Annotated in this window: 22 protein-coding genes; 9 read left to right on the top strand and 13 right to left on the bottom strand. The window is 49.8% G+C overall.

Annotation, left to right across the window (positions count from 1 at the left end; genetic code table 11):
- The first annotated feature begins 10 nt into the window (after positions 1–10).
- The 3 genes from DFQ01_RS13810 to DFQ01_RS13820 all read left to right on the top strand — a co-directional run bounded on the left by DFQ01_RS13810 (position 11) and on the right by DFQ01_RS13820 (position 2,941).
- Complete coding sequence (locus DFQ01_RS13810) at positions 11–964, top strand: helix-turn-helix transcriptional regulator (RefSeq protein ID WP_110044473.1); 954 nt, start codon at positions 11–13, stop codon at positions 962–964.
- A 22-nt stretch (positions 965–986) separates the two neighbouring features.
- Positions 987–1,739: an SDR family NAD(P)-dependent oxidoreductase gene (locus DFQ01_RS13815; RefSeq protein ID WP_110044474.1), complete on the top strand. Its 753-nt coding sequence runs from the start codon at positions 987–989 to the stop codon at positions 1,737–1,739.
- A gap of 131 nt (positions 1,740–1,870) precedes the next feature.
- Complete coding sequence (locus DFQ01_RS13820) at positions 1,871–2,941, top strand: SDR family oxidoreductase (RefSeq protein WP_110044475.1); 1,071 nt, start codon at positions 1,871–1,873, stop codon at positions 2,939–2,941.
- 4 nt (positions 2,942–2,945) lie between these two features.
- Here DFQ01_RS13820 and DFQ01_RS13825 read toward each other — a convergent pair whose 3' ends face one another.
- Positions 2,946–3,317, bottom strand: a complete 372-nt coding sequence (locus DFQ01_RS13825) for a winged helix-turn-helix transcriptional regulator (protein ID WP_110044476.1) — start codon at positions 3,315–3,317, stop codon at positions 2,946–2,948.
- A gap of 133 nt (positions 3,318–3,450) precedes the next feature.
- Between DFQ01_RS13825 and DFQ01_RS13830 the strand changes: the two genes are divergently transcribed.
- Positions 3,451–4,896: a DEAD/DEAH box helicase gene (locus DFQ01_RS13830; RefSeq protein WP_110044477.1), complete on the top strand. Its 1,446-nt coding sequence runs from the start codon at positions 3,451–3,453 to the stop codon at positions 4,894–4,896.
- Between the two features lie 118 nt (positions 4,897–5,014).
- On the opposite strand, the gene DFQ01_RS13835 is transcribed toward DFQ01_RS13830, so the two are convergent.
- The 3 genes from DFQ01_RS13835 to DFQ01_RS13845 all read right to left on the bottom strand — a co-directional run bounded on the left by DFQ01_RS13835 (position 5,015) and on the right by DFQ01_RS13845 (position 7,474).
- The gene (locus DFQ01_RS13835; RefSeq protein WP_110044478.1) at positions 5,015–5,896 is read right to left on the bottom strand and encodes an alpha/beta fold hydrolase; all 882 of its coding nucleotides are present in this window, start codon (positions 5,894–5,896) and stop codon (positions 5,015–5,017) included.
- 92 nt (positions 5,897–5,988) lie between these two features.
- Entirely contained in the window at positions 5,989–6,630 is a 642-nt protein-coding gene (locus DFQ01_RS13840) for an NAD(P)H-binding protein (protein ID WP_110044479.1), read from the bottom strand.
- 211 nt (positions 6,631–6,841) lie between these two features.
- Positions 6,842–7,474 carry an NAD(P)H-dependent oxidoreductase gene (locus DFQ01_RS13845; protein ID WP_110044480.1) on the bottom strand — a complete coding sequence of 211 codons (633 nt, stop codon included), beginning with the start codon at positions 7,472–7,474 and terminating at the stop codon, positions 6,842–6,844.
- 135 nt (positions 7,475–7,609) lie between these two features.
- On the opposite strand from DFQ01_RS13845, the gene DFQ01_RS13850 reads away from it, so the two are divergent.
- Positions 7,610–7,969, top strand: coding sequence for a winged helix-turn-helix transcriptional regulator (locus DFQ01_RS13850; protein WP_110044481.1), 360 nt, complete (start codon positions 7,610–7,612; stop codon positions 7,967–7,969).
- Positions 7,970–8,307: 338 nt separating this feature from the next.
- On the opposite strand, the gene DFQ01_RS13860 is transcribed toward DFQ01_RS13850, so the two are convergent.
- Complete coding sequence (locus tag DFQ01_RS13860; protein WP_245946674.1) at positions 8,308–8,547, bottom strand: hypothetical protein; 240 nt, start codon at positions 8,545–8,547, stop codon at positions 8,308–8,310.
- Between the two features lie 192 nt (positions 8,548–8,739).
- The gene (locus tag DFQ01_RS13865) at positions 8,740–9,315 is read right to left on the bottom strand and encodes a TetR/AcrR family transcriptional regulator (RefSeq protein ID WP_174812810.1); all 576 of its coding nucleotides are present in this window, start codon (positions 9,313–9,315) and stop codon (positions 8,740–8,742) included.
- Positions 9,316–9,460: 145 nt separating this feature from the next.
- Here DFQ01_RS13865 and DFQ01_RS13870 point away from each other — a divergent pair, with 145 nt between their 5' ends.
- Complete coding sequence (locus DFQ01_RS13870) at positions 9,461–10,444, top strand: tetratricopeptide repeat protein (RefSeq protein ID WP_174812811.1); 984 nt, start codon at positions 9,461–9,463, stop codon at positions 10,442–10,444.
- A gap of 127 nt (positions 10,445–10,571) precedes the next feature.
- Here the strand turns inward: DFQ01_RS13870 and DFQ01_RS13875 are convergent, their stop codons facing one another.
- Genes DFQ01_RS13875 through DFQ01_RS13890 form a run of 4 tightly spaced genes read right to left on the bottom strand, consistent with a single transcriptional unit; the run spans position 10,572 to position 12,396 of the window.
- On the bottom strand, positions 10,572–11,084 hold the full coding sequence (locus DFQ01_RS13875) for an SRPBCC family protein (protein ID WP_110044485.1): 513 nt from the start codon (positions 11,082–11,084) through the stop codon (positions 10,572–10,574).
- A gap of 4 nt (positions 11,085–11,088) precedes the next feature.
- A complete protein-coding gene (locus tag DFQ01_RS13880) occupies positions 11,089–11,463 on the bottom strand; it encodes a VOC family protein (protein ID WP_110044486.1) in 375 nt (124 codons plus the stop codon).
- Positions 11,464–11,511: 48 nt separating this feature from the next.
- Entirely contained in the window at positions 11,512–12,027 is a 516-nt protein-coding gene (locus DFQ01_RS13885) for an SRPBCC domain-containing protein (protein WP_110044487.1), read from the bottom strand.
- 24 nt (positions 12,028–12,051) lie between these two features.
- Positions 12,052–12,396 carry an ArsR/SmtB family transcription factor gene (locus tag DFQ01_RS13890; RefSeq protein WP_110044488.1) on the bottom strand — a complete coding sequence of 115 codons (345 nt, stop codon included), beginning with the start codon at positions 12,394–12,396 and terminating at the stop codon, positions 12,052–12,054.
- A 227-nt stretch (positions 12,397–12,623) separates the two neighbouring features.
- Here DFQ01_RS13890 and csaA point away from each other — a divergent pair, with 227 nt between their 5' ends.
- Entirely contained in the window at positions 12,624–12,953 is a 330-nt protein-coding gene (gene csaA / locus DFQ01_RS13895; protein WP_110044489.1) for a chaperone CsaA, read from the top strand.
- 73 nt (positions 12,954–13,026) lie between these two features.
- On the opposite strand, the gene DFQ01_RS13900 is transcribed toward csaA, so the two are convergent.
- From DFQ01_RS13900 to DFQ01_RS13910, 3 genes are all read right to left on the bottom strand, one after another.
- A complete protein-coding gene (locus DFQ01_RS13900; protein WP_174812812.1) occupies positions 13,027–14,829 on the bottom strand; it encodes a LamG domain-containing protein in 1,803 nt (600 codons plus the stop codon).
- 170 nt (positions 14,830–14,999) lie between these two features.
- On the bottom strand, positions 15,000–15,836 hold the full coding sequence (locus DFQ01_RS13905) for a 1,4-dihydroxy-6-naphtoate synthase (protein WP_110044610.1): 837 nt from the start codon (positions 15,834–15,836) through the stop codon (positions 15,000–15,002).
- A gap of 13 nt (positions 15,837–15,849) precedes the next feature.
- A complete protein-coding gene (locus DFQ01_RS13910) occupies positions 15,850–16,506 on the bottom strand; it encodes a futalosine hydrolase (RefSeq protein ID WP_110044491.1) in 657 nt (218 codons plus the stop codon).
- A gap of 686 nt (positions 16,507–17,192) precedes the next feature.
- Here DFQ01_RS13910 and DFQ01_RS13915 point away from each other — a divergent pair.
- Positions 17,193–18,425 carry an aminopeptidase gene (locus tag DFQ01_RS13915; RefSeq protein ID WP_110044492.1) on the top strand — a complete coding sequence of 411 codons (1,233 nt, stop codon included), beginning with the start codon at positions 17,193–17,195 and terminating at the stop codon, positions 18,423–18,425.
- Between the two features lie 524 nt (positions 18,426–18,949).
- The gene (locus tag DFQ01_RS13920; RefSeq protein WP_110044493.1) at positions 18,950–20,446 is read left to right on the top strand and encodes a hypothetical protein; all 1,497 of its coding nucleotides are present in this window, start codon (positions 18,950–18,952) and stop codon (positions 20,444–20,446) included.
- Positions 20,447–20,633: the final 187 nt, after the last annotated feature.

Below are 20,633 nucleotides of genomic sequence, written 5' to 3' on the forward strand. Positions count from 1 at the left end.
AGACATGAACATGAAGCTTGAACGATTAATGACCATTACGATATTGCTGCTCAATCGCAAACGGGTGCAGGCGCAGGAATTGGCAGATCAGCTTGAAGTATCTCTGCGCACCATTTATCGCGATCTCGATTCGCTTGGTCAAGCAGGCATTCCCATCGTCTCCTATACCGGCATGGAGGGCGGTTATGAGATTATGGACAGCTTCCGGCTGGACCGTCAGTTGTTGTCCTTCGACGAGCTGACCGCTCTCTCCACTGCACTTCGTGGACTTGAGTCTACGAAAGCTTATGATTCTTCAAATATGGATCTCCTCCTCAGCAAAGTTGGCGCGATGGTCGCGCAAGCTGAGCAAGGACGAGCAGGAGAAGGGCACCGCATTCATGTTGATTTCACCCCTTGGAAGAATAGCGAGGAAGATCAAACCCGGTACGATGCCCTTCGTCAAGCTGTAAATGAACACAAGCTCATCCGATTCAACTACACGAGCCGAACAGGCGATGAACAAGAACGAGAGGTAGAGCCGATGGCGCTCGTGCTCAAGAACTATGCCTGGTACCTACACGGCTATTGCCGCTTACGTGACGATTATCGGATTTTCAAGCTGACACGTATACGGGAATTGAATATACGGTCCGAGACTTTCATTCGTCGTGCGGAGTCGCTTGCGCAGCTGAATGACAGGTGGATGACACCCGAGCGGAACGAGGAGTTCTCAGTCGTTCTTCGATTTAAAGCATCCGCTGCCGTGAACGTCATGGACCATTTTGACCATAAAGATATTGAACGGCTGCCGGATGGACAGCTCATTGTGCGAACGACCTATTCAAGCGAACGTTGGTTGATACGGATGGTGCTCCACTATATGGCCGATGTCATGGTGCTTGAGCCTGCCGATCTGGCTGCGAAAGTGAAGACAACTGCGTTAGATATTGCAAGGCAATATGGCGGATTGGATACAGAGTAAGTTCAGGGAAGGCGGATTGCTTATGATGTCTTTGCATGGAAAAGTTGCCATTGTAACCGGGGCCGCTCAGGGGATTGGGAGGGCAGCAAGTATACAATTGGCTTCATTGGGTGCCAAGGTTGTTGTCACCGACGCCGGGAATGAACGGACCCTCCAAGCCATCGTCTCCGAGATTGCTGCCGCAGGCGGCGAGGCACTTGCAATTCCGGCGGATGCTCGCAGCAGGGAACAAATGGAACTGCTCGTGGATACCGCAAAGAACGCGTTCGGTCGAATCGATGTTCTCGTCTGCCACTCGACGCACGGCGCTAAAGCAGCGACCTTCGCGGAGCTCGCTTGGGAACATTTCGAACAGCGGCTGACAGATGAATTGAAGGCGGCATTCGAGTCAACGAAGGCCGTCATCCCTACCATGCAGGCACAGCATTTCGGTAGGATCATCTACCTTTCCAGCACAGAGGGCAAAGATCCTACCCCTCAATATATCGCATTCGGTACGGCCAAAGGCGGGCTCGATACGTTTGCACGCTATATTGCGCAGGAGTTTGGTCCTTATGGCATTACGGCAAACATCGTCGCTCCCGGCTTCGTTAGAGCCGATGCGTCATGTGGGATCTCAGAGGAGGAAGGCCGCGTGATCGGCAGCTTTACGCCGCTGGGCCGGATCGCCGGGCCGGAAGATGTGGCGGGAGTTATTTCATTCCTCGCAAGCGATAGCGCTGGCTTCCTGACGGGAACCTACACGCCGGTTACCGGCGGACTTGTTATGGAGTAATTACGTGGGTACAACAGCAACTGCCTGCTCCATCGTTACCTCAAGGTGCTTATATGACTTCAAAGTGCGTACTTCTCAGCTCCTCTTCCCTGCTGCACAATTAGGAACAAGAAGAAGAGGAGGAATGCAGGATGAATCGAAATGAAAATCAAGCACGCAAAACAGCACTTGTCATTGGAGCCAACGGGGTAATCGGACGGAATCTAATCGAGCATCTGTCGACGCTCGAAGAATGGGGAATTATCGGGGTCTCACGGCGCGGAGGAGAAGACACGAGCCGAATACGTTATTTGACAGTGGATTTGCTTAATAGAGAAGATACCCGAGCGAAGCTAAGTCATTTAACGACCGTTACCCATATTTTCTACGCAGCTTATCAGGATCGTCCTACATGGGCTGAGCTCGTCGCCCCCAACCTGGCTATGCTTGTGAACGTCGTCGATGCAATCGAGCCCATCGCTGTGAATCTGCAGCATATTAGTCTAATGCAAGGCTATAAGGTGTATGGCGCGCATCTGGGTCCCTTCAAGACGCCCGCACGAGAAACAGACGCTCATCATATGCCGCCCGAATTCAACATCGATCAGCAGCAATTTCTCGAAAGACGCCAGCCGGGCAGCAGCTGGACGTGGTCTGCCCTTCGCCCTTCCGTCGTCTGCGGTTTTGCATTAGGCAATCCGATGAACTTGGCGATGGTTATCGCCATCTATGCTTCCATATCGAAGGAACTGGGCTTGCCGCTTCGTTTCCCAGGAAAGCCAGGGGCTTACAACAGCTTGCTGGAGATGACCGACGCCAACCTGCTCGCGCAGGCGACGGTCTGGGCAGCTACCGATGAACGTTGTGCCAATCAGGCATTTAACATCACCAATGGCGACCTCTTCCGCTGGAACGAGCTGTGGCCGAAGATCGGCGCGTTCTTCGGGCTTGAGACCGCCCCTCCATTACAAATGTCATTAGATGTCGTCATGGCGGATAAAGAACCGCTCTGGAATAGCATGGTTGAGAACTATGGTTTGGAGAACAATAGTTACGCAGACGTGTCGTCTTGGCGTTTCGGGGATTTCGTATTTTCATGGGATTATGACTTCTTCGCGGATGGGACGAAAGCCCGTCGATTCGGATTCCATCATTTTATCGATACAGAGAACATGTTTATCGACATATTCCAAGACTTGCGCCGCCGCAAAGTCATTCCTTAATGGTTTAATTGGATAACGGCGGCGGCTCAAAGAGGATCTTGCCTCTCTCGCCATATACTTTATCAACATGAACATCTCCCCATCTGCACATCAGATGAAGGATCTCTTTCAAGCTCCACCCATACTCCGTCAACTCGTATTCCACTTTCGGAGGCACTTGGTTATAGGCGATACGGTTCACGATTCCATCCCTCGTCAATTCGGACAACTGCTGAGTCAGCACCTTTTGCGACATCGTCGGAATCAGGTGCATGAGTTCACCGTTGCGTTTCTTGCCGAATGTCAGATGGAACAGAATGACCGGCTTCCATTTGCCTCCGATCACTTCGAGCGTCGCTTCAACCGCCGTATTATACACTTTCTCTTCATTCTGCATCACTTTGAATCGCCTCCCATGACTTACTTTACCAAGTGAGGCCCAATACTACAATCCGGAAGGATACAGAGTATAATAGGTAATGAATAATGGGTAGGTATACCATTCAAATATCGTGTAGATGAGGTTAGAAATGAGTACGAAGCATTTCACAGATTATCAACTAAGCGAAGAGATCGTAAGGGCTCTAAGCAGCTTAGGCTATGAGACGCCAACAGAGGTTCAGACGGAAGTTATTCCTGTTGCGCTCGGGAAGAAGGATCTCGTTGTCAAATCGCAGACCGGCAGCGGCAAAACAGCCGCTTATGGGATTCCGCTCTGCGAGCTAGTCGACTGGAACGAGAATAAACCGCAGGCTTTAATTCTTACGCCAACCCGTGAGCTCGCCCTGCAGGTCAACGAAGACATCATGAATATTGGCCGCTACAAGCGAATCAAGGCGACGCCTCTCTTCGGCAGACATCCTTTTCATATGCAAAAAGCGGAGTTAAAGCAGAGAACGCATGTGGTCGTAGGTACGCCGGGCCGTGTGTTAGACCATATTGAGCGAGGCACGCTGCCGTTGAATCGGATTGCCTATCTCGTTATTGACGAAGCCGATGAGATGCTGAATATGGGCTTTATCGAGCAAGTGCAATCGATCATTCAAGCATTGCCTGGCGAGAGAGTTACCATGTTATTCTCCGCTACGTTTCCTGAGGATGTGGCCAAGCTTTCACGTAAGTATATGGACCATCCTGTTGAAATCGAAATCAAAGCGAGCGGCTTGACGACAGCAACGATCGAACACTCCCTCATTCAGGTGACGGAAGCGGACAAGCTCGCTGTGCTGCAAGATGTACTCATCGTTGAGAATCCGGACAGCTGCATTATTTTCTGCCGTACGCAGGAGCATGTCGATAAACTCTTCCGGGCAATGGCTGATCTCGACTATCCGTGTGATCGTATTCATGGCGGTCTGGAGCAGGAAGAACGGTTCGAGGTGATGAATGCTTTCAGAAGAGGGCAATTCCGTTACTTGATAGCGACAGATGTTGCCGCACGGGGTATTGATATCACGAATATCACCCATGTCATTAACTATGATATTCCTCTTGAGAAGGAAAGCTATGTGCATCGCACAGGACGTACGGGACGCGCTGGCAAGACGGGCAAAGCGATTACCCTCGTTACATCCAAGGACGGACATCGATTAGCCGATATTGAAGCATATATTGGTTTTGCCATTCCGAGAGTCAAGGCTCCCGCTGAAGAGGCTGTTGATCAGCGCAGAGAGGCATTCGAGCGCAAATTAAACATCGTGCCTGAGTTGAAGAAAGATAAACGCGAGCAATTAAATAAGCAGATTATGAAGCTCAACTTCAACGGCGGCAAGAAGAAGAAATTTAGAGCCGTAGACTTTGTCGGAACGATCGCTAAGCTTGATGGCGTGTCCGCGGACGATATCGGCATTATTACGATTCTCGATCATGTAACCGATGTTGAGATTCTTAACGGCAAAGGTCCGCTTGTGCTTGCATTGATGCAGGATACGACGATTAAAGGCAAGCTGTTAAAGGTGCGCAAAGGAAACAAATAACCGAAGCTATCAGACCACAGAAGCGTCAAGGACATGGAATTGTTCTTGATGCTTCTCTTTGAGATGAGCTTTATGTGTACTTATGGTGCGGCTCAAGGCAAGCTATGATCAAGCAATTTTATTTTAGCAGAAACTGAACAATTTCATTATTAATGACATCCGGCTGTTCATGGTTGATGCCATGCCCTGCGTTAGGTATCACTTTGTATTGAAAGCCGCCGTTGTCCAGAATCATGATGAAATCCTTCTTGTGATTAATTCCATGTTCTCCTATGAGGAAGTACAGTTTATCTCTTACAGAGGCTGCTTTTTCACTATCATACTTCTCGATTTTGTGAGCAAACATCGCTTGTTGATTATGATTTTTCATTAAAAGAACTAAGTGTTCCGCAAGTGAGGGGTGTTTTTGAAAAACATCGGAGTTAGGCGAACTTAGCTTCTTAATGACTTTTAATAGGTTTTGATGCGTTGGAATCAGTATTTCAGGAAACATCAATAGCAGGGTCTGTATCATAGTTTTGAGGGGTTTGGTAACCATTCCACCCTCCATACAAACCACTTTATTAACCCTTTCACTATTAACGGTCGTAAAGTTGTAAGCCATATATGCACCATTAGATACGCCCGCGATATTAAAATTATTAATTTTAAAATGATTAACAATTTCATTAATCCATTCAACTTGGTTAAATGATTTCTTCTTGTAATTTACGTTTGGAATACTTTTTCCAGGCCCACCCAAAGTATCAACGGCTATGCAATAAAAAGACCTAGATAACTCCTTCATATTTAAGATCCACATGATGGCAGAGTTATCTCCAACTCCATGAAATAAAAGAAGGGGCGGATTCTCCCTACTTCCTGAAGTTATACAGTGGGTCGTTCCAAACCTTCCAATAACATCGTGTTCTTGAAAATCTACGGACCACTTTTCAAGGATCCGATTATAGGAGTCCAGCACTTGAGTTTTTCGAATCTCATTCTTAAAAACTTTCACCATGATTCTTCCCCCAGACTTTAATTGATTTGCCTATTTCCTTATCATAACTTGCAAAACCATCTTCATTTGAGCCTTCCAGCCTCTCGATAAGATTAACGAGCCGGAATTTGCAATAGACCGTTCATTTCTTTCCAATGATAAATCATGACTTTGTCGGATTGATGATTTACGGCATTGCGCATTGCTCGAGCGATGTTTCTGGCATCCATACCTTTGTAGCGGCTCATTCCCGCCACGAACAATGGGTTTAACAACTGCCAGATCGTCAAAATCGTTTTTTCTATCAGACGAACTCCCTTTCGCTTTCCCATGATCATGCAAGGACGAAAGATATGCGTATGTTCAAAATCCAACGCAATCAACTTCTGCTCTATTTCGCCCTTGACTCTTAAATAGGACAAACGCGAACGAAGGCTAGCGCCGACCGCGGTAATCACACATACTGACTTGGCTCCCTTTTCTTTGGCGGTTTGGGCAGCCAGAACGGGATAGGCTAGATCAATCTTTGGCGTAGTTCCTCCTAACGCAATGAACACATCATCCGCCGCTATCTGATCTTTCAAATCAGGCAAAGCATAATAATCCCCTACCAGCATGGTTAGCTTCGGATGCTGGATAGACAAAGGTTTCCGGACTATGACCGTTACTTGTTCATAAGAGGAATGGTTGAGCAACTCGTCTAAGAGATTTGATCCAACAAACCCGCTTGCTCCGAAAATGACTGCTTTCTTCATAATGAATGACCCCTTTCTTTACTCCCCGCCGGCGCAGCACCGCTAGTTTTTTCTTCAAAAAAATTGTATCACAGGATACAGCCCCCTACGCTAGTCGTAATTGCAAGTATTGTCTAAAACAGAACAGGGCGCTCTTTTGAGCGCCCTCAGCCTAATCAGCTTTAAAACATTACTTCACTTTTGGGAGTCCAAGAATGGTAACCCCTCCTTATTAGAAACGCGTGGCAGCTTCTTTAGCATGCGCAATTGCTTTTTCTTTAATGGCTGGAGCTCGCTCTGAAGATGCCGTTCCTTCAGCAAAAATAGCCTCCAAAGATTGAATCCCATAGAACTGCAAAATCTTTCTCAGATAGCTGTAGCCCATTTCTATTTCAGCAAGAGGACCTTCCGAATAAACAGAACCGCTAGCTTGAATGTGCAAGGCTTTCTTGCCGGACAACAGACCTATCGGACCATCCTTCGTATACTTGAACGTCTTGCCTGGAATTGAAGTCGCATCCGTGTATGCTTTCAAAACCGGCGGGACCGAGAAATTCCACATGGGGGAAACATACACGTACTTATCGGCAGCCACGTATTGATCGACAATTGCGTCAAGACGAGCTACTTTTGATTGCTCGGCTTCGGACAGTTGATCGAAAGACGAACCCGACCGCAGCTTTTCCCAACCACGCAAAACATCTGCATCGAATGGCGGAATGTTCTCTTTGTACAGATCCAAATGAACAACTTCATCTGTTGGATTAGCTTCGCGGTACGCTTCAATAAATTCTTTACCTACCGCGAGGCTAAACGATTCCTGAGGATCAAGGGGATGTGCGGTGATGTACAGTACAGTTGCCATAAATCAAAACTTCCTTTCTGTAATTCGATTAAGTTCACTTTCTAAACTGATCATATATTATGAACTTACTTATTTAAAGTAGGCACAATAATGTGGTATAGTATTAAAAAAGGTACTGTAACGGGAGGCCAACGTATGCAAAAGAGCCCTGTCCAATGTCAATTCGTTGCGGCGCTGGATTCGATCGTCGGCAAGTGGAAGCCGATTATCCTTTATCATTTGCTTCAAGGTAATCCTCTGCGGTTCAATGAGCTAAGAAGATTGATACCCGATATCACGCAAAGGATGCTTACGCTCCATCTGCGCGAATTGGAGGAGGAAGAGCTCGTTCAACGAGTTATTTATCCGCAGATCCCGCCGAAAGTGGAATACTCCATCACGGAATACGGCATGAGCCTGTCCCCGATTCTGGAAACCTTACATCAATGGGGAAAGGCCCATGTCGAGCGAAAGCAGCTCAAAAAAGAGAATAATGAACAAACAGAAACGGACTAGCGTTCGAAATAACGCTAGTCCGTTTCATTCACCTAATCATAAACTTATCTTCCTAGATCGGAAAACCCGGAATCCATCGTAATATACCTCATACCGAAGCAGATCGATAACCGAGAAGTGAGGCGACAGGATCTCCGTTCCGTTGTCCAGATGGAACCTCTCCATTACATCGTCCAGCACACGCAGATCCGGGGCGAAATCCCTCGCGAGCTGCTCCATTTCCTGAAGGTGGGCCTTGCTCATCGTAGAGGTATAGAACAAGCCGTCATGTTTGAGAACCCTATTTCGTGATCTGTCCTGTCGTCCAATATTCGTTATCTTCCATTCTACAGACGCTCCTATACGATTCGAGGAATATCCTTTAGCTTGCTATAGACGATCTTCCCCATTCCTTGCGCGACTCTCACCATTTCATCAGCGCCTTGGGAAGGTCCTCCGATCCGCAGAACCGCATCGCAATGCTTCAAGAGTCGAATAGAGGATGGGTGAAAAATGTGATTGAAAATATCGTCTCCAATATTCAGCGACCCGGCCTTCCTTATGAGTGGAAGTGCATACCACTCGCCTAACACAGGCATATGGCCCGCCTCGTATACCTGAAGCGCGGTTTTTTCCGTCTTTGATCTCTCCTGTTTTAATCATCTCGAGCGCCTGCTCAAGGGATATTCCAGCACTTCGAAGTGCCGCCGATTTTTTGTATTTTGTCTACCTTATATCCGGTTTCCTCTTCGGCCTCTCGATCAATGAAGGAGCTTCCATATCGGAAAGTTTTAAAGCCAAGAATCTCCTTCTGCAATAATAGAACAAATCGTATCTGCCATCCGTTCTCTTGAAATGGTTAACGGTTCTTGACTCCATTGTAAGGCTGTCCCGAATATCGCCCAGCTGATTACGCGGGCCGACGTCTCCAACATGTCAGAGTCCTGAGCATGTTCGCGTCTTTTTAACCAGGTTATTAGGAGAAGAGTCATTTCATCTTGAACCGAACCTTCGAGGAGGGTTGACGGGATACGGGAGGATGGGTGCCTGTGTTGATACTTGCTCTCGAATCGTTCTAATACGGCCAAGACAAGCAACCTTAACGTGTATCGATCCCATCTAGGCTCAGCGGGAAGGACTTCCGCGAGCTGCCGTCCGAAATGACTTCGAACTACTGCATCCAATAGGGCGTATTTATCGGCATAGTGAAAATAAAAAGTTCCCCGGTTTACGTTTGCCCGATCGGTGATATTTTGAATGCGCGTCGCCTCGAAACCTTTTTCCCGAACAACTTCAATGAATGCCTGTTGGAGCAGCTGACGCGTACGCTGAACTTGCCGGTCCTTTCCTTTCTCCAAGTCATTCATCGACTTCCTCCTAAGCATATACAACCGTTTTCTCATATCGTTCGATATTCAACATTATGGTAAATTTGTTCATTGCTTGTCGGGCTAACCGTTCGTAGTATTTATTGTATATATGAATTGTATAAACAGGAAGGAGCACTTTGAAATGTCTTTACCGGAACATCCCGAAACTCTGTCTCACAATTACGCGACTGCGATACTCGCACTCTGCGACATCACCGCAGCACACCACCTGAAAGGAGAAACGGAAGAAGCACATCGTATAGCTCGTGTTTGCCTGCAATTGTCGGAGACAAACGAAGTGCGTCCCCTCGATCGTCTTAAATCATATCTTCAATATGCGAGAGTCCTCGTAGAGGATTACCTTCTAACGAATGAACATTCAGAATTTATGTTCTCTATTTTGCAGCAAGCAAAGGAGCTGGCTGAGTCCGAGTCCGAGTTGCACAGTCTTGCCGATACATTAAGTTTGCTTGGGCAGGGACGCTATTTTGAGATGTTGAACAAGGGGCAGTCGTTGGAAGCTTCGGAATCGTTGGCTATCATTCTCGGTTTGCAGCACAAGGCTCTTAAAATTCGGGAGGATATTCAAGATACGAGAGGAATTAGCGAGTCGCGCTTCTATATCGGCCAAATATACGAGCGTTTGCAGGACCTAGATCAGGCGCTAGAGCAACATGCAGCTTCTCTTAAGGTAGCAGAACTGCACGGACACCGATATGAACGAACCGAGCCATTGCGTCATTTGGCCGTTGTTTCTATTTCAAACGGTGATTTGGATCAGGCACTCGTCTATGCTCTTCAAGCCTTGTCTAATCGCGAAGAATGCGGGTTAAAATCTTACCTGCCTTTAGATCATCGGTTGGTTTGTGATATCTACCTAAAGAAAGGAAACGTAGAAACGGCCTTCCACCATGCAAGAGAAGCCGTCTCCATTTCTGAACAATTGGGGTCAAAAGGAGCCCTCGCTTCTGCCCTCTTAGGTGTCGGCGATGTTTGCTTAGCCAGAAAAGAGGAAAACGAAGCGCGCGTTTATTATGAGCGTTCCCTAGCGCTTGCACAACAACTTCATCATGCTATGTTCACCGCACTGGCGAATGGACGTATCAAGAGGCTGACCATGCACTAAGTAAGAGACATTAGTCAGGCCCCTTACATGCTGGAGCTTGCACACAAGAAAAAAGCATCACCACGGGCTCCCCGTGTAAGGGGACATGCCTCATGATAATGCCTCTAACGAATCACTTCGCACTCGCTTATTTATCGTTCTCAGCCAAATATTGCTCCAGTTGATCGAACGTACCTCCGAAGCCCTGCTGCATCGAATCAAACATGCCCTCGAAGAAGCTTCGCTCCTCATCGGAGGCGTTGAACGGTTGGCTGCGAAGGGTCATGTTGGTTGTACCGTCAGAATTGTCCGTGAAGATGACCTCGTTGCGGATCGCCAACGGAATCAACTCGCTGAATGGCGAGCGGACGATATCGCCTGCCTCATTCGAGAAGCAATTATGCCAAACAATCTTCTCGGGAGCGTGGATTTCCTGGTACACAAACTTTCCCCACATTTGCGTGCCGTCAGGCGCATTCATGCTGTAGTGAAAATAACCGCCCGGACGGAAATCCATCCCCTTCACATGGATCTCGAACCCTTTGGGTCCCCACCAGTGCTTCAGATGCTCGGCCTCGGACCAAACTTTAAACACAAGCTCGCGCGGCGCTTGAAGCACACGCGTAATGACTAAATCCTTGCCCTCTGCGTTGATCGTCATAGCGTTACTTACTTTCCATCACAGCGAAGTAGTTCTCTTCGTCGTCTGCGAAGTTGAACACGCGGCCTGATGGAAGATTAACGATGTCGCCAACCTTCACGTTCTTATTCTTCAAATCGCTGTACAGGTTATCGAAGCTGTCCGTGAAGAACATGAGGGACGGCGTTCCGAGGTTCATGCCCGGGTTCATCTTCGCAACGGCTTCCTTGTTATGAAGAATGATCGTGGTTGCAGCCCCCTTCGGTGCAATCTCGATCCAACGCATCTCGCCCATGTTGACTTCGGATACCACCTCGAAACCAGCTTTCTCCGTCCAGAAATCGCGGCAAGCGTCTTGGTTATTGACATACAGCATAATTTGACCGACTTTATTGATCATTGTTCGATACACTCCTTAATATTGTAGGTTTTATTGGTTTGATGCTAATTATTTCAGCGAATCCAAACGTTCGCTCAATCGGTTCCACGTTTCCGTAATGCCTTGCAGCATGCCCATATCGAGCACCGTTTGCAGCGCTTCTGCCGAACCATATACCGCGCGGTTAATAAGCTTCGTGCGACCGCCAAGATCGATGAATTCGAGCGTAATTTCAGTTGAAGGCAGCGACTCGTTTACATTGCCCTCCGCATCCGAGAAGTAGTCCGTGTACACGATTTTCTCCGGCTCAACGATTTCGCCGTACACGCCTTTGCCCCAGGACTCCATACCGAAGAAATCGCCTTGGTTCTTATCGACGCACTTCATACAGTAATGCCATACGCCGCCCGGACGAAAATCAATCGTGCAAATCGGCAGTTCCCAGCCTCTCGGTCCCCACCAATGCTTCAGATGCTCCGCTTCCTTGAACATTCGGAACACGAGCTCACGCGGCGCGTCGAACTCCCGCTCCAGCACCAGCACGCGATCATTTTCTACCGTAGAAACAATAGTTTGATTAGTCATTGCAATTGCCTCCCTAGGCTCTATTTATTGGTTATCCTTGCTCTGCAGTTCTCGCAAGTAGTTGTCTAAGTTATCGAAACGCTCTTCCCATACGTGACGGAACGATTTCACCCACGATTGAAACGTTAGGAACGGCTCTGATCGCAGCTTGTAAATCCGACGATTCGCATCCGCCTTCACCTCTACCACCCCGCTATCGCTGAGCACCTTCAAGTGCTTCGAAGCTTGGGGCTGGCGCAGCCCTAACCGTTCGGCAATTTCCCCTACTGTCAGAGGACCCTCGCGCAGCAGCTCCACGATCTGCATCCGATTCGGCTCAGCCAAGGCGCTGAGCGCTGCCATATCGATCCCTGGATTTCCGTCTGACATGCTGTTCACCTCGTTATACTAAGAATCGTTCGTGCAATCATCCCCTTCATCTGTGAGGATTAACTTCCTGTGGCTATAATATACCCCATAAAGAATATTCCTGTAAAGGAATATTTAAAAACTTCTTAGTCCTGTATTCTTTAGCTGCACCGATCTTTTTTCTCTTCTCCATGTACAAGCGGTATAGTAAGGTTATAGGGGAATAAGCAGAAATGGAGTGACTCAACATGGCAACGATTGAGGAGTTCATGAACCTCGACATTCGTATCGGCACCGTCATCGCGGCGGAGTCTTTCCCTGAAGCACGCAAGCCAGCGATTAAGCTGACGATTGATTTTGGCGAACTTGGCATCAAGCAGTCATCCGCCCAAATCACGCGAAGATATACGCCCGAGCAGTTAATTGGCACGCAAGTGGCCGCTGTCGTCAATTTTCCGGTAAGACGCATTGCCGGCTTCAAGTCTGAGGTGCTCGTCCTCGGCGGCGTTCCGGAAGAAGGCGATGTTGTGCTCCTGCGCCCAGATATGCCGGTGAGCAACGGGACGCCGATTGCGTAAGGAGATACTGTTGTTGCGAAAAAGGAGAGCGATCCGCATATGGATCGCCCTCCTCTGTCGCCTACCTATTTGATCAAACTAGCACATTTTGTTCCGACTGTGACTGGGCTGCACTTGAAAGGTGATTCACGATCTCATGCAGGACAGCCAGTCCTGACACCTCGGCTTCCCTCGCGTCATGCAGCAGCCGAATGGCTTGCGCCTTCAATTGTGGATTCGTCGTATCCGCCCCATGCGGGAACGGGAACAGCTCTCGCAGACCCACCCATGCCCGGTAGCTGGACATATACACCTCTGCCGCCTTCAGCATGAATTGCTGAAGGGTGATGTCCTGAATCGACATGCAATGCGTTATCGCCGATTGCATGAAGAACGGCGCGAGGTACTGCCTCGACGACGTGATCCACAGCAGGTTATAGCTCGTATCGAACGGCCTTGCCGATCCTGATTCGAATGCCTCGATCCATGCGTCAATGGCGGCAATGCCATTGCAGCGCGAGGAGTCTTCCATACCCTCGTTCTTGATGTGCCGGATGGCTAACGATAATGCCGTACATAAGGTTCGACGGTAGCTGACATCCTCTTCCTCGGTATATCGCGTGGCACTAAGATGCGGCCTTTCCTCCCTATCCTTCAAGACAAGCACGAACATCTCAGGATTGATAGGTTCTCCATTCAAAGGCCGCTTCCCAAAATCATCGTAAGCGAGCTCGTCGCCCTCACGCGCATTAATATCATGAATGTTCAAGATCTGACGCTTGTCGTCGAAGCCATAAATCAGGCCGTGCTCATAGTTGTCGAGGTTCCAGCCGATAGCGGCGCAGCCGCGCTGGATGCTTTCTCCGACCATCAGCAGCGCAGTTTCGATCGTATTGTCCGTCCAGTCTCCGCCATAGATGTTTCCCGCAAGCACGTCCATGTCGTAGCCGAGATTGTCGAGCGCTGCACGAAGCAGACTTCCGTCTCCGAATACATTCATCGGCACGATCTGCTTCTCGTCTGTGTTTATAACAAAAGCTTGTCCGGTATAGACCAATGCCTGCGGCAGGCTAATTGACTTGTTCGAATATTGCATAGCACCGTACACCGCTAAGGCAAGCGAGTTATAGCAGTCATTCCAGTTGAAGGCTTGGCGTTCGAGCAACTTCCGAACAGCCCCCTTCTTTCTCGCTGACCATTTCTTGCGCGGCGCCCCTTGTGGAACAGGGATAAGGTTCGGATCGCCCTCATAGCCATGCTCGGCATACAGCTCCGATATTTCTTGTTCGAGCAGTGCCCGATTATAGATTCGAATATCGTCTATTGCTCCATTGAACCAGAAGCGCGGCTCATTCGAGTTTTTCTTCCCGATATAGATTGGCTCATCGGCATTCGGCTTGAATGTACCCGCTTGGCTGTCATTCAACTCACCATTCACGTACAGCTTATGCTCGCAGCCATCGAAGCAGGCAACTACGTGATACCATACGCCTACTTGAATCGGATATTTGCCGAATGCATCACGTCCTCTGCCCATTCGGTGCCATACCAATCGATCGCCTTTGGTACTCAACTGAAACACTCGCCGCGATTTATCTGCCTCAAGACCATGGTCGTCTTGTGAAATAATCGCATTACTCCAACCCTTGCGTGCAGCGTTCTGATCATATTTCACCCAGACAGAAACGGAGAATGCTTCCGGATTGAGCGCAGCCGGCGGATCGAGCACGATATGATCCCCTTGACCTGAGAAAGCATACGCACGGTCAGCTTCGCCGAACCGATTCACGGTTAAAGCAGCGCCTTCTATCCGACCATGTTGACCTTGTCCGCTCGTATCCTCCGAGCCTCCATCAAACAAATATTCGACTGCTAACCCTTCTCGCAAATGATTCAAGCGAGCGCCTCCTCTATTCCAAATCTCAGAACAACAATCTCCTATATTATTCCTGTTTAATATAGCACATTTTGGTAGAACTAAGTGTAATAAGAAAAGACCAAACCTCCGTATCCCCCTCATTGAGTTGGATATGCAAGGTTTGGTCTTTATGCATAGCTATCCGTATACTACAGCAGCTTCTCCGGATCGATGCGCGGAACGAGTCCTTCGTCCGCTGCGCGGCCGAGCAGCGCGCGAATCGCGCCGTAACCATCTTCGCCTAAATTGCGTGTAAACTCATTCACGTACAGCTCGATGTGCTGCTTCGCAACATCCGGCGACATTTCCTGTGCGTGGCACATAATATATTCGCTCGACGCCTCAGGATGCGCCCACGCATATTCAACGGATGCGCGAACCCAGTTCGTGATCGCTTCGCGATCGAGCGAGCGCTTCACAATGATTGCGCCAAGCGGGATCGGGAGGCCTGTGTCTGCTTCCCACCAGCTGCCAAGATCCTGCATAAGCGTCAGCCCGTAGTTCTGGTACGTGAATCGCGCCTCGTGAATAACGAGACCTGCGTCGATTTTCCCATCGCGAACGGCTGGCATAATCTCATGGAACGGCATAACGATAATGTTCAAGCTCGCGCCGCCGCCTGGCACATTGTCTGCCGCCCACAGGCGGAACAACATATAAGCGGTCGAGCGGTCGCTTGGTACCGCAACCGTGCGGCCTGCGAGCGAGGCTGGATCAGCGCTGCCGCCATTCGTCAGCACGAGTGGTCCACAGCCGCGGCCCAATGCGCCGCCGCAAGGAATGAGCGCATACTCATCGAGTACATACGGAAGTGCCGCGTACGAGATTTTGAGCACCTCGGGACCTTCGCCCTTCGCAGCCCATTTGTTCGTAATATCGATATCTGCATACGTCACATTCAAGCTTGGTGCGCCTTCTACTAAACCGTGCGCCCAAGCATGGAAAACGAACGTATCGTTCGGACATGGGGAATAAGCAATGTTCATCGTCGTCATGATGCTAGAATACCTCCTTCAATACGGCACTCGCTTGTGCCAATCTGCCAAGCGCCTCGCCGATTCGCCATGCGGACTTGTCCCTTGGACCAACCCGATTCGAAATCGCGCGAAGCTCTAATACCGGAATACCCGCCAGCTGTGCAGCCGCCGCTACTCCGTAGCCTTCCATACCTTCAGATGCCGCTCCCGGCACGCGTGCTGCGAGTCGAGCCGCCTGCTCTGCAGAGCCCGTTGCAGTCGAAACCGTCAGTGCTTGTCCAGCAATCGCGCGCATGCCCGCCGTAAACAGCGCATCGGTCAGACGGTGTGCCTGCGCCACATCCACTGCTACACGCGCAGAGCCGAAGCCCAGCTCGTCCACGCTAAGAAACCGCTCGCCGTCCGGCGTCTCTGCGCCCAGATCAGCAGCGGTAATGCCCGTCGAGACGACGATATCGCCGATATCCGCTTGTCCGTCGAAGCCGCCGCCAATGCCGGCGCTAATGACGAGCCGATAGCTCCCAGCCGCTGACGTTAAGGCAGCCGCTGTACTTGCTGCGATGATAGCAGGGCCAACGCCGCCAGCTATTACGACGAATCGTTCGTCGCCTTCCAAACCGCGCAATACTGCATCCCGTTCAGCATCGACTGCGGTTACGATTAATATTTTGTTACCCATAATTCCATCTCCCGTTGCCTATGTCTACACTGTTGAGTTTACAGGAATACGGCGGATGAGACAAGAAACGACGATCCTTGATGGCAGTGGATAGCTGATTCTGACTAACGAATGCTACGCTTACATTGGCCATCCTATCATACGCCAACAAGGCCGAAATTCCGGCTGCAAGTATACGATAACTGTCTCGCTTGCGGTTGCCACAGCGCTTATTCAGCTTACATTGCCTTGATCCGGACGCTAACGGTTGCAATCGAGCTTATTGATCCAATTGTCGAGAAAATAACGCCCTTCAAACCAAATAGCCTCTGCCACAACCGTTACAATTCAAAAGACGGCCGACAAACCGCAATAAGCACTGCTGCAACCATTACAACCTTTGTCCCCCTCCTCGGCATGGTTTGACAAACGATGCCTCACGCCGTAAGTCCATTTATTCACTGTCTGCCCTCTGCCGGCAATCCATCTCCCGCTGGTGGTTCTATCGCATGATTAGCGCATTTTACCATATACTATGGAAGACTCAAGCTTGTTCATGGCATTCACGACCTCGGTCAGGTCGCTTGTTGCCGCCTTTCGCGTTACAATAGAGCTATTGGCAAGATAGTACCTACATAACGAATAACCTTATTATGCAGCGTGACTTTGAGCTCCACTCAAAGATCCAGACGTCAGGAGGAATACGAATGCCAGTTACAACACAACAATTGGAACAATACGCGGAGCTGATCGTCAAGGTCGGCGTCAACATTCAGCAAGATCAGGAGCTATTCGTTACCTGCTCGATTGAACTCGTAGAGCTTGGCAGACAAATCGCGGCGCAGGCTTATGCAGCAGGCGCATCGAACGTTCATATCGACTGGATAGACGACGCAACCGCTCGACTGAAATATGAGAAGGCAGCCGATTCTGTATTCAATGAATATCCGGAGTATGAGAAGCTAAAGCGCAATACGTTCGTCGACCGTGGTGCCGCGTTCGTTGCGGTCGTATCGGCAAGCCCAGATTTGCTCAAGGGCATTAACCCAGCACGGATCGCAGCGTTCCAGAAAGCGTCCGGCGAAGGTCTCAAGCACTATCGCCGCGCCATCCAATCCGACCAGAACAGCTGGACGGTAGTTGCAGGTGCTTCCAAAGCATGGGCGGCCAAAGTGTTCCCGGATGCCTCTCCCGATGAAGCAGTCGACAAGCTGTGGGCGGCGATCTTCGAATCCGTGCGACTCAATACGCCGGACCCCGTTGCAGCTTGGCAGGCACATAACGAGAATCTGCATGCGAAGGTTCATATCCTCAATGAGCGCAAATATCGCAAGCTCCACTACCGTGCGCCGGGCACCGATCTGACGATCGAGCTGCCGGATAAGCATCTGTGGGTTGGCGCAGCGAGCGAGAACAAGAACGACATTCCGTTCATGGCCAACATGCCAACGGAAGAAGTGTTCACCGTTCCTTATCGCAATGGCGTGAACGGTTATGTATCAAGCACGAAGCCGCTCAGCTACGGCGGCAACATTATCGACGGCTTCAAGGTCACGTTCGAGAATGGACGTATCGTGAAGGTTGAAGCTGAGCAAGGTCAGGATATTCTCCAAGGTCTGGTCGATACCGACGAAGGTTCGCACTACCTCGGCGAAGTAGCGCTCGTCCCGCATCAGTCGCCGATTTCGAACTCGAACATCTTGTTCTATAACACGCTGTTCGATGAGAATGCCTCAAATCATCTCGCAATCGGCAGCGGTTATGCATTCAACGTCGAAGGCGGCAAGACGATGTCTTCGGAAGAGCTCGCAGCTGCAGGCGTCAATGCAAGCATTACGCATGTCGACTTCATGATCGGTTCGGCCGAGATGGACATCGACGGCATCCGTGACGACGGTACCGTGGAGCCGGTATTCCGCGGCGGCAACTGGGCGTTCTAATTCGATTGGATTGGAGAAAAGGGCCTCGATCCAGCATGTAAGCATACATGCTGAAATGAGGCCCTTTTTTTATACCGAAACCCTGCTCGCCAGGTACGATTCGAATTGTTCAATGCTTGCGAAACGATGAATCAGCACTCCTTCGCGCGCAGATGCTCTTCAAGCCGTACGCTGAGCCGCTCCGTCGCATGCTGCAACGGCGACAAATCTGAAGGATCAAGGATATCTGCCAATTCCGGAAGTCCATAGTCTGCCTTTGATCGGCCCCCTGCATCGCACTTGTCTTATCCCGCGTAAGCTTATTTCTTCAATTTGCCCCCTTATCGATAAGCTTCTTTTATTAAAAGAAAGTTCCAGAATTTGTAGACTGATAAAATTTACGCGAAAGAAACAACATTTTAAGCTGAATTAAAGGTTATGTTCATCCCCCGTTCATATTGACAGGGTAAATTAAGGATGTTCATGAACCTATTTCTTGTGTTGGTTAACCAATCACAACATTTCCACACGAAAGGCGGTAGACAATGAAATCACGTTCCGAAACCATTCGTCGCTATGGAAAAACGCTTAGTGCGTTAGTCCTCACTCTCACTCTTAGCGGAGGCGTAATCGCTACGAACAGCGTATTCGCAGCCTCTGACGATTCCAACGCAACCTCGTCGCAATCGACCAACAAGTGGAGCAAAGGCTTCAACAATAATGGCAAGCGCGGAGGCCAGGGCCAAGGCTTCCAGACACCACAAATTGAGCAAAAGATCGCTGACTACTTGAATCTCAGTCTGGAAGATCTCCGTGAAAAGCAGAAAACGCAGACGCTCGCTGAAATTGCAGCTTCACTTAATATTAGCCGTGACACGCTTAAGGCACAGCTCGTCACTTGGATTGAAGCGGCTCTGCCGACCAACACGTCGTCGTCGACATCCTCGAGCGAAGACAAGCCTACAATTGATGCTTCTACGTTTGCAGATAAAATGCTTGACTCGAAGGGCTTTGCCCTCCAAGGCGGAGGCTTTAAAGGCGGCAGAGCGGGCTTCGGTATCGCATCCGACGAGCTTGCAAGCCTGATCGGCATTACGGCTGACCAGTTGAAGGAAGAACAAGAAGCAGGCAAGACGGTAGCTGAGATCGCTGAAGCTAACGGCGTTACACGCGACGCGCTGAAGGCGAAGCTCGTTGCATGGCTGGATGAGAATAAGCCAACTGCCCCTGCCACTAACTCGGATAGCACGACAGCCGATACGACGAAACAGCCGACTTGGGACTCGTCCGCGATTGCAGACCAAATTCTTGACTCCGTCCCTGGCAAGGATGGCGGACATGAGCGTGGATTCGGCGGCGGAATCGGTAAAGCATATGATTCCGCAGCCATTGCTGCGGCACTTGGCATAACCGAAGATGAACTCAAGACAGCGCGCGAATCCGGCCAGTCCATCGCAGACGTAGCAGCTAGCAAAGGTGTTGCGGTTGATACGGTCGAAGCAGCACTCGTTGCAGCTCTGACAGCCCAGCTCGACACGGAGCTGAGCAACGGCTCCATCACGCAAGAGCAGTATGACAAGCAAGTAGAACAGCTCGCTTCCTTCGCGGACAAAATCGTTAACGGCAAGTTCGATGAGCAAGCCAAAGGCGGCGCGCCTGGCGATCGTGGATATGGCGGCTTCGGTTTCAGTACGGCATACGATTCCGCAGCAGTAGCATCGGTACTTGGTGTAACTGAGGATGAGCTTAAGACAGCGCTGCAATCCGGCCAGTCCATTGCAGACGTTGCTGCCAGCAAAGGCGTTGCCGTAGACACGGTTGAGCAAACCATCGTTACTGCTCTCAAAGCAAAGCTCGATTCGGAGCTGAGCAGCGGCTCCATCACGCAAGAGCAGTATGATAAGCAGTCCGAACAACTCTCTGCGATCGCAGAGAAAATTGTAAACGTCACACTGCCTGCAGGCAACGGAAAACAGCATGAGAAACGCGGAACAAAGGCTGATACCGCCACTTCTACGGCGGATGACAGCACCCAAGCGTAATGAAGTCGCTCTCATTACTTTGGTGTGGATAGATACCAAACATAGAACAAAGCCTCAGACCATTGGTCTGAGGCTTTGTTGCATTTTGGCTGCCGCCAATGAATCTATGGCAGATCACGTCCGACTTTCCACGCCTATCGCCGCATATATATGTGCAATAGAGCAACGGACAGGAGGTCAGCCACTA

The sequence above is a fragment of the Paenibacillus cellulosilyticus genome (assembly GCF_003182255.1).
GTDB lineage: Bacteria > Bacillota > Bacilli > Paenibacillales > Paenibacillaceae > Paenibacillus_T > Paenibacillus_T cellulosilyticus.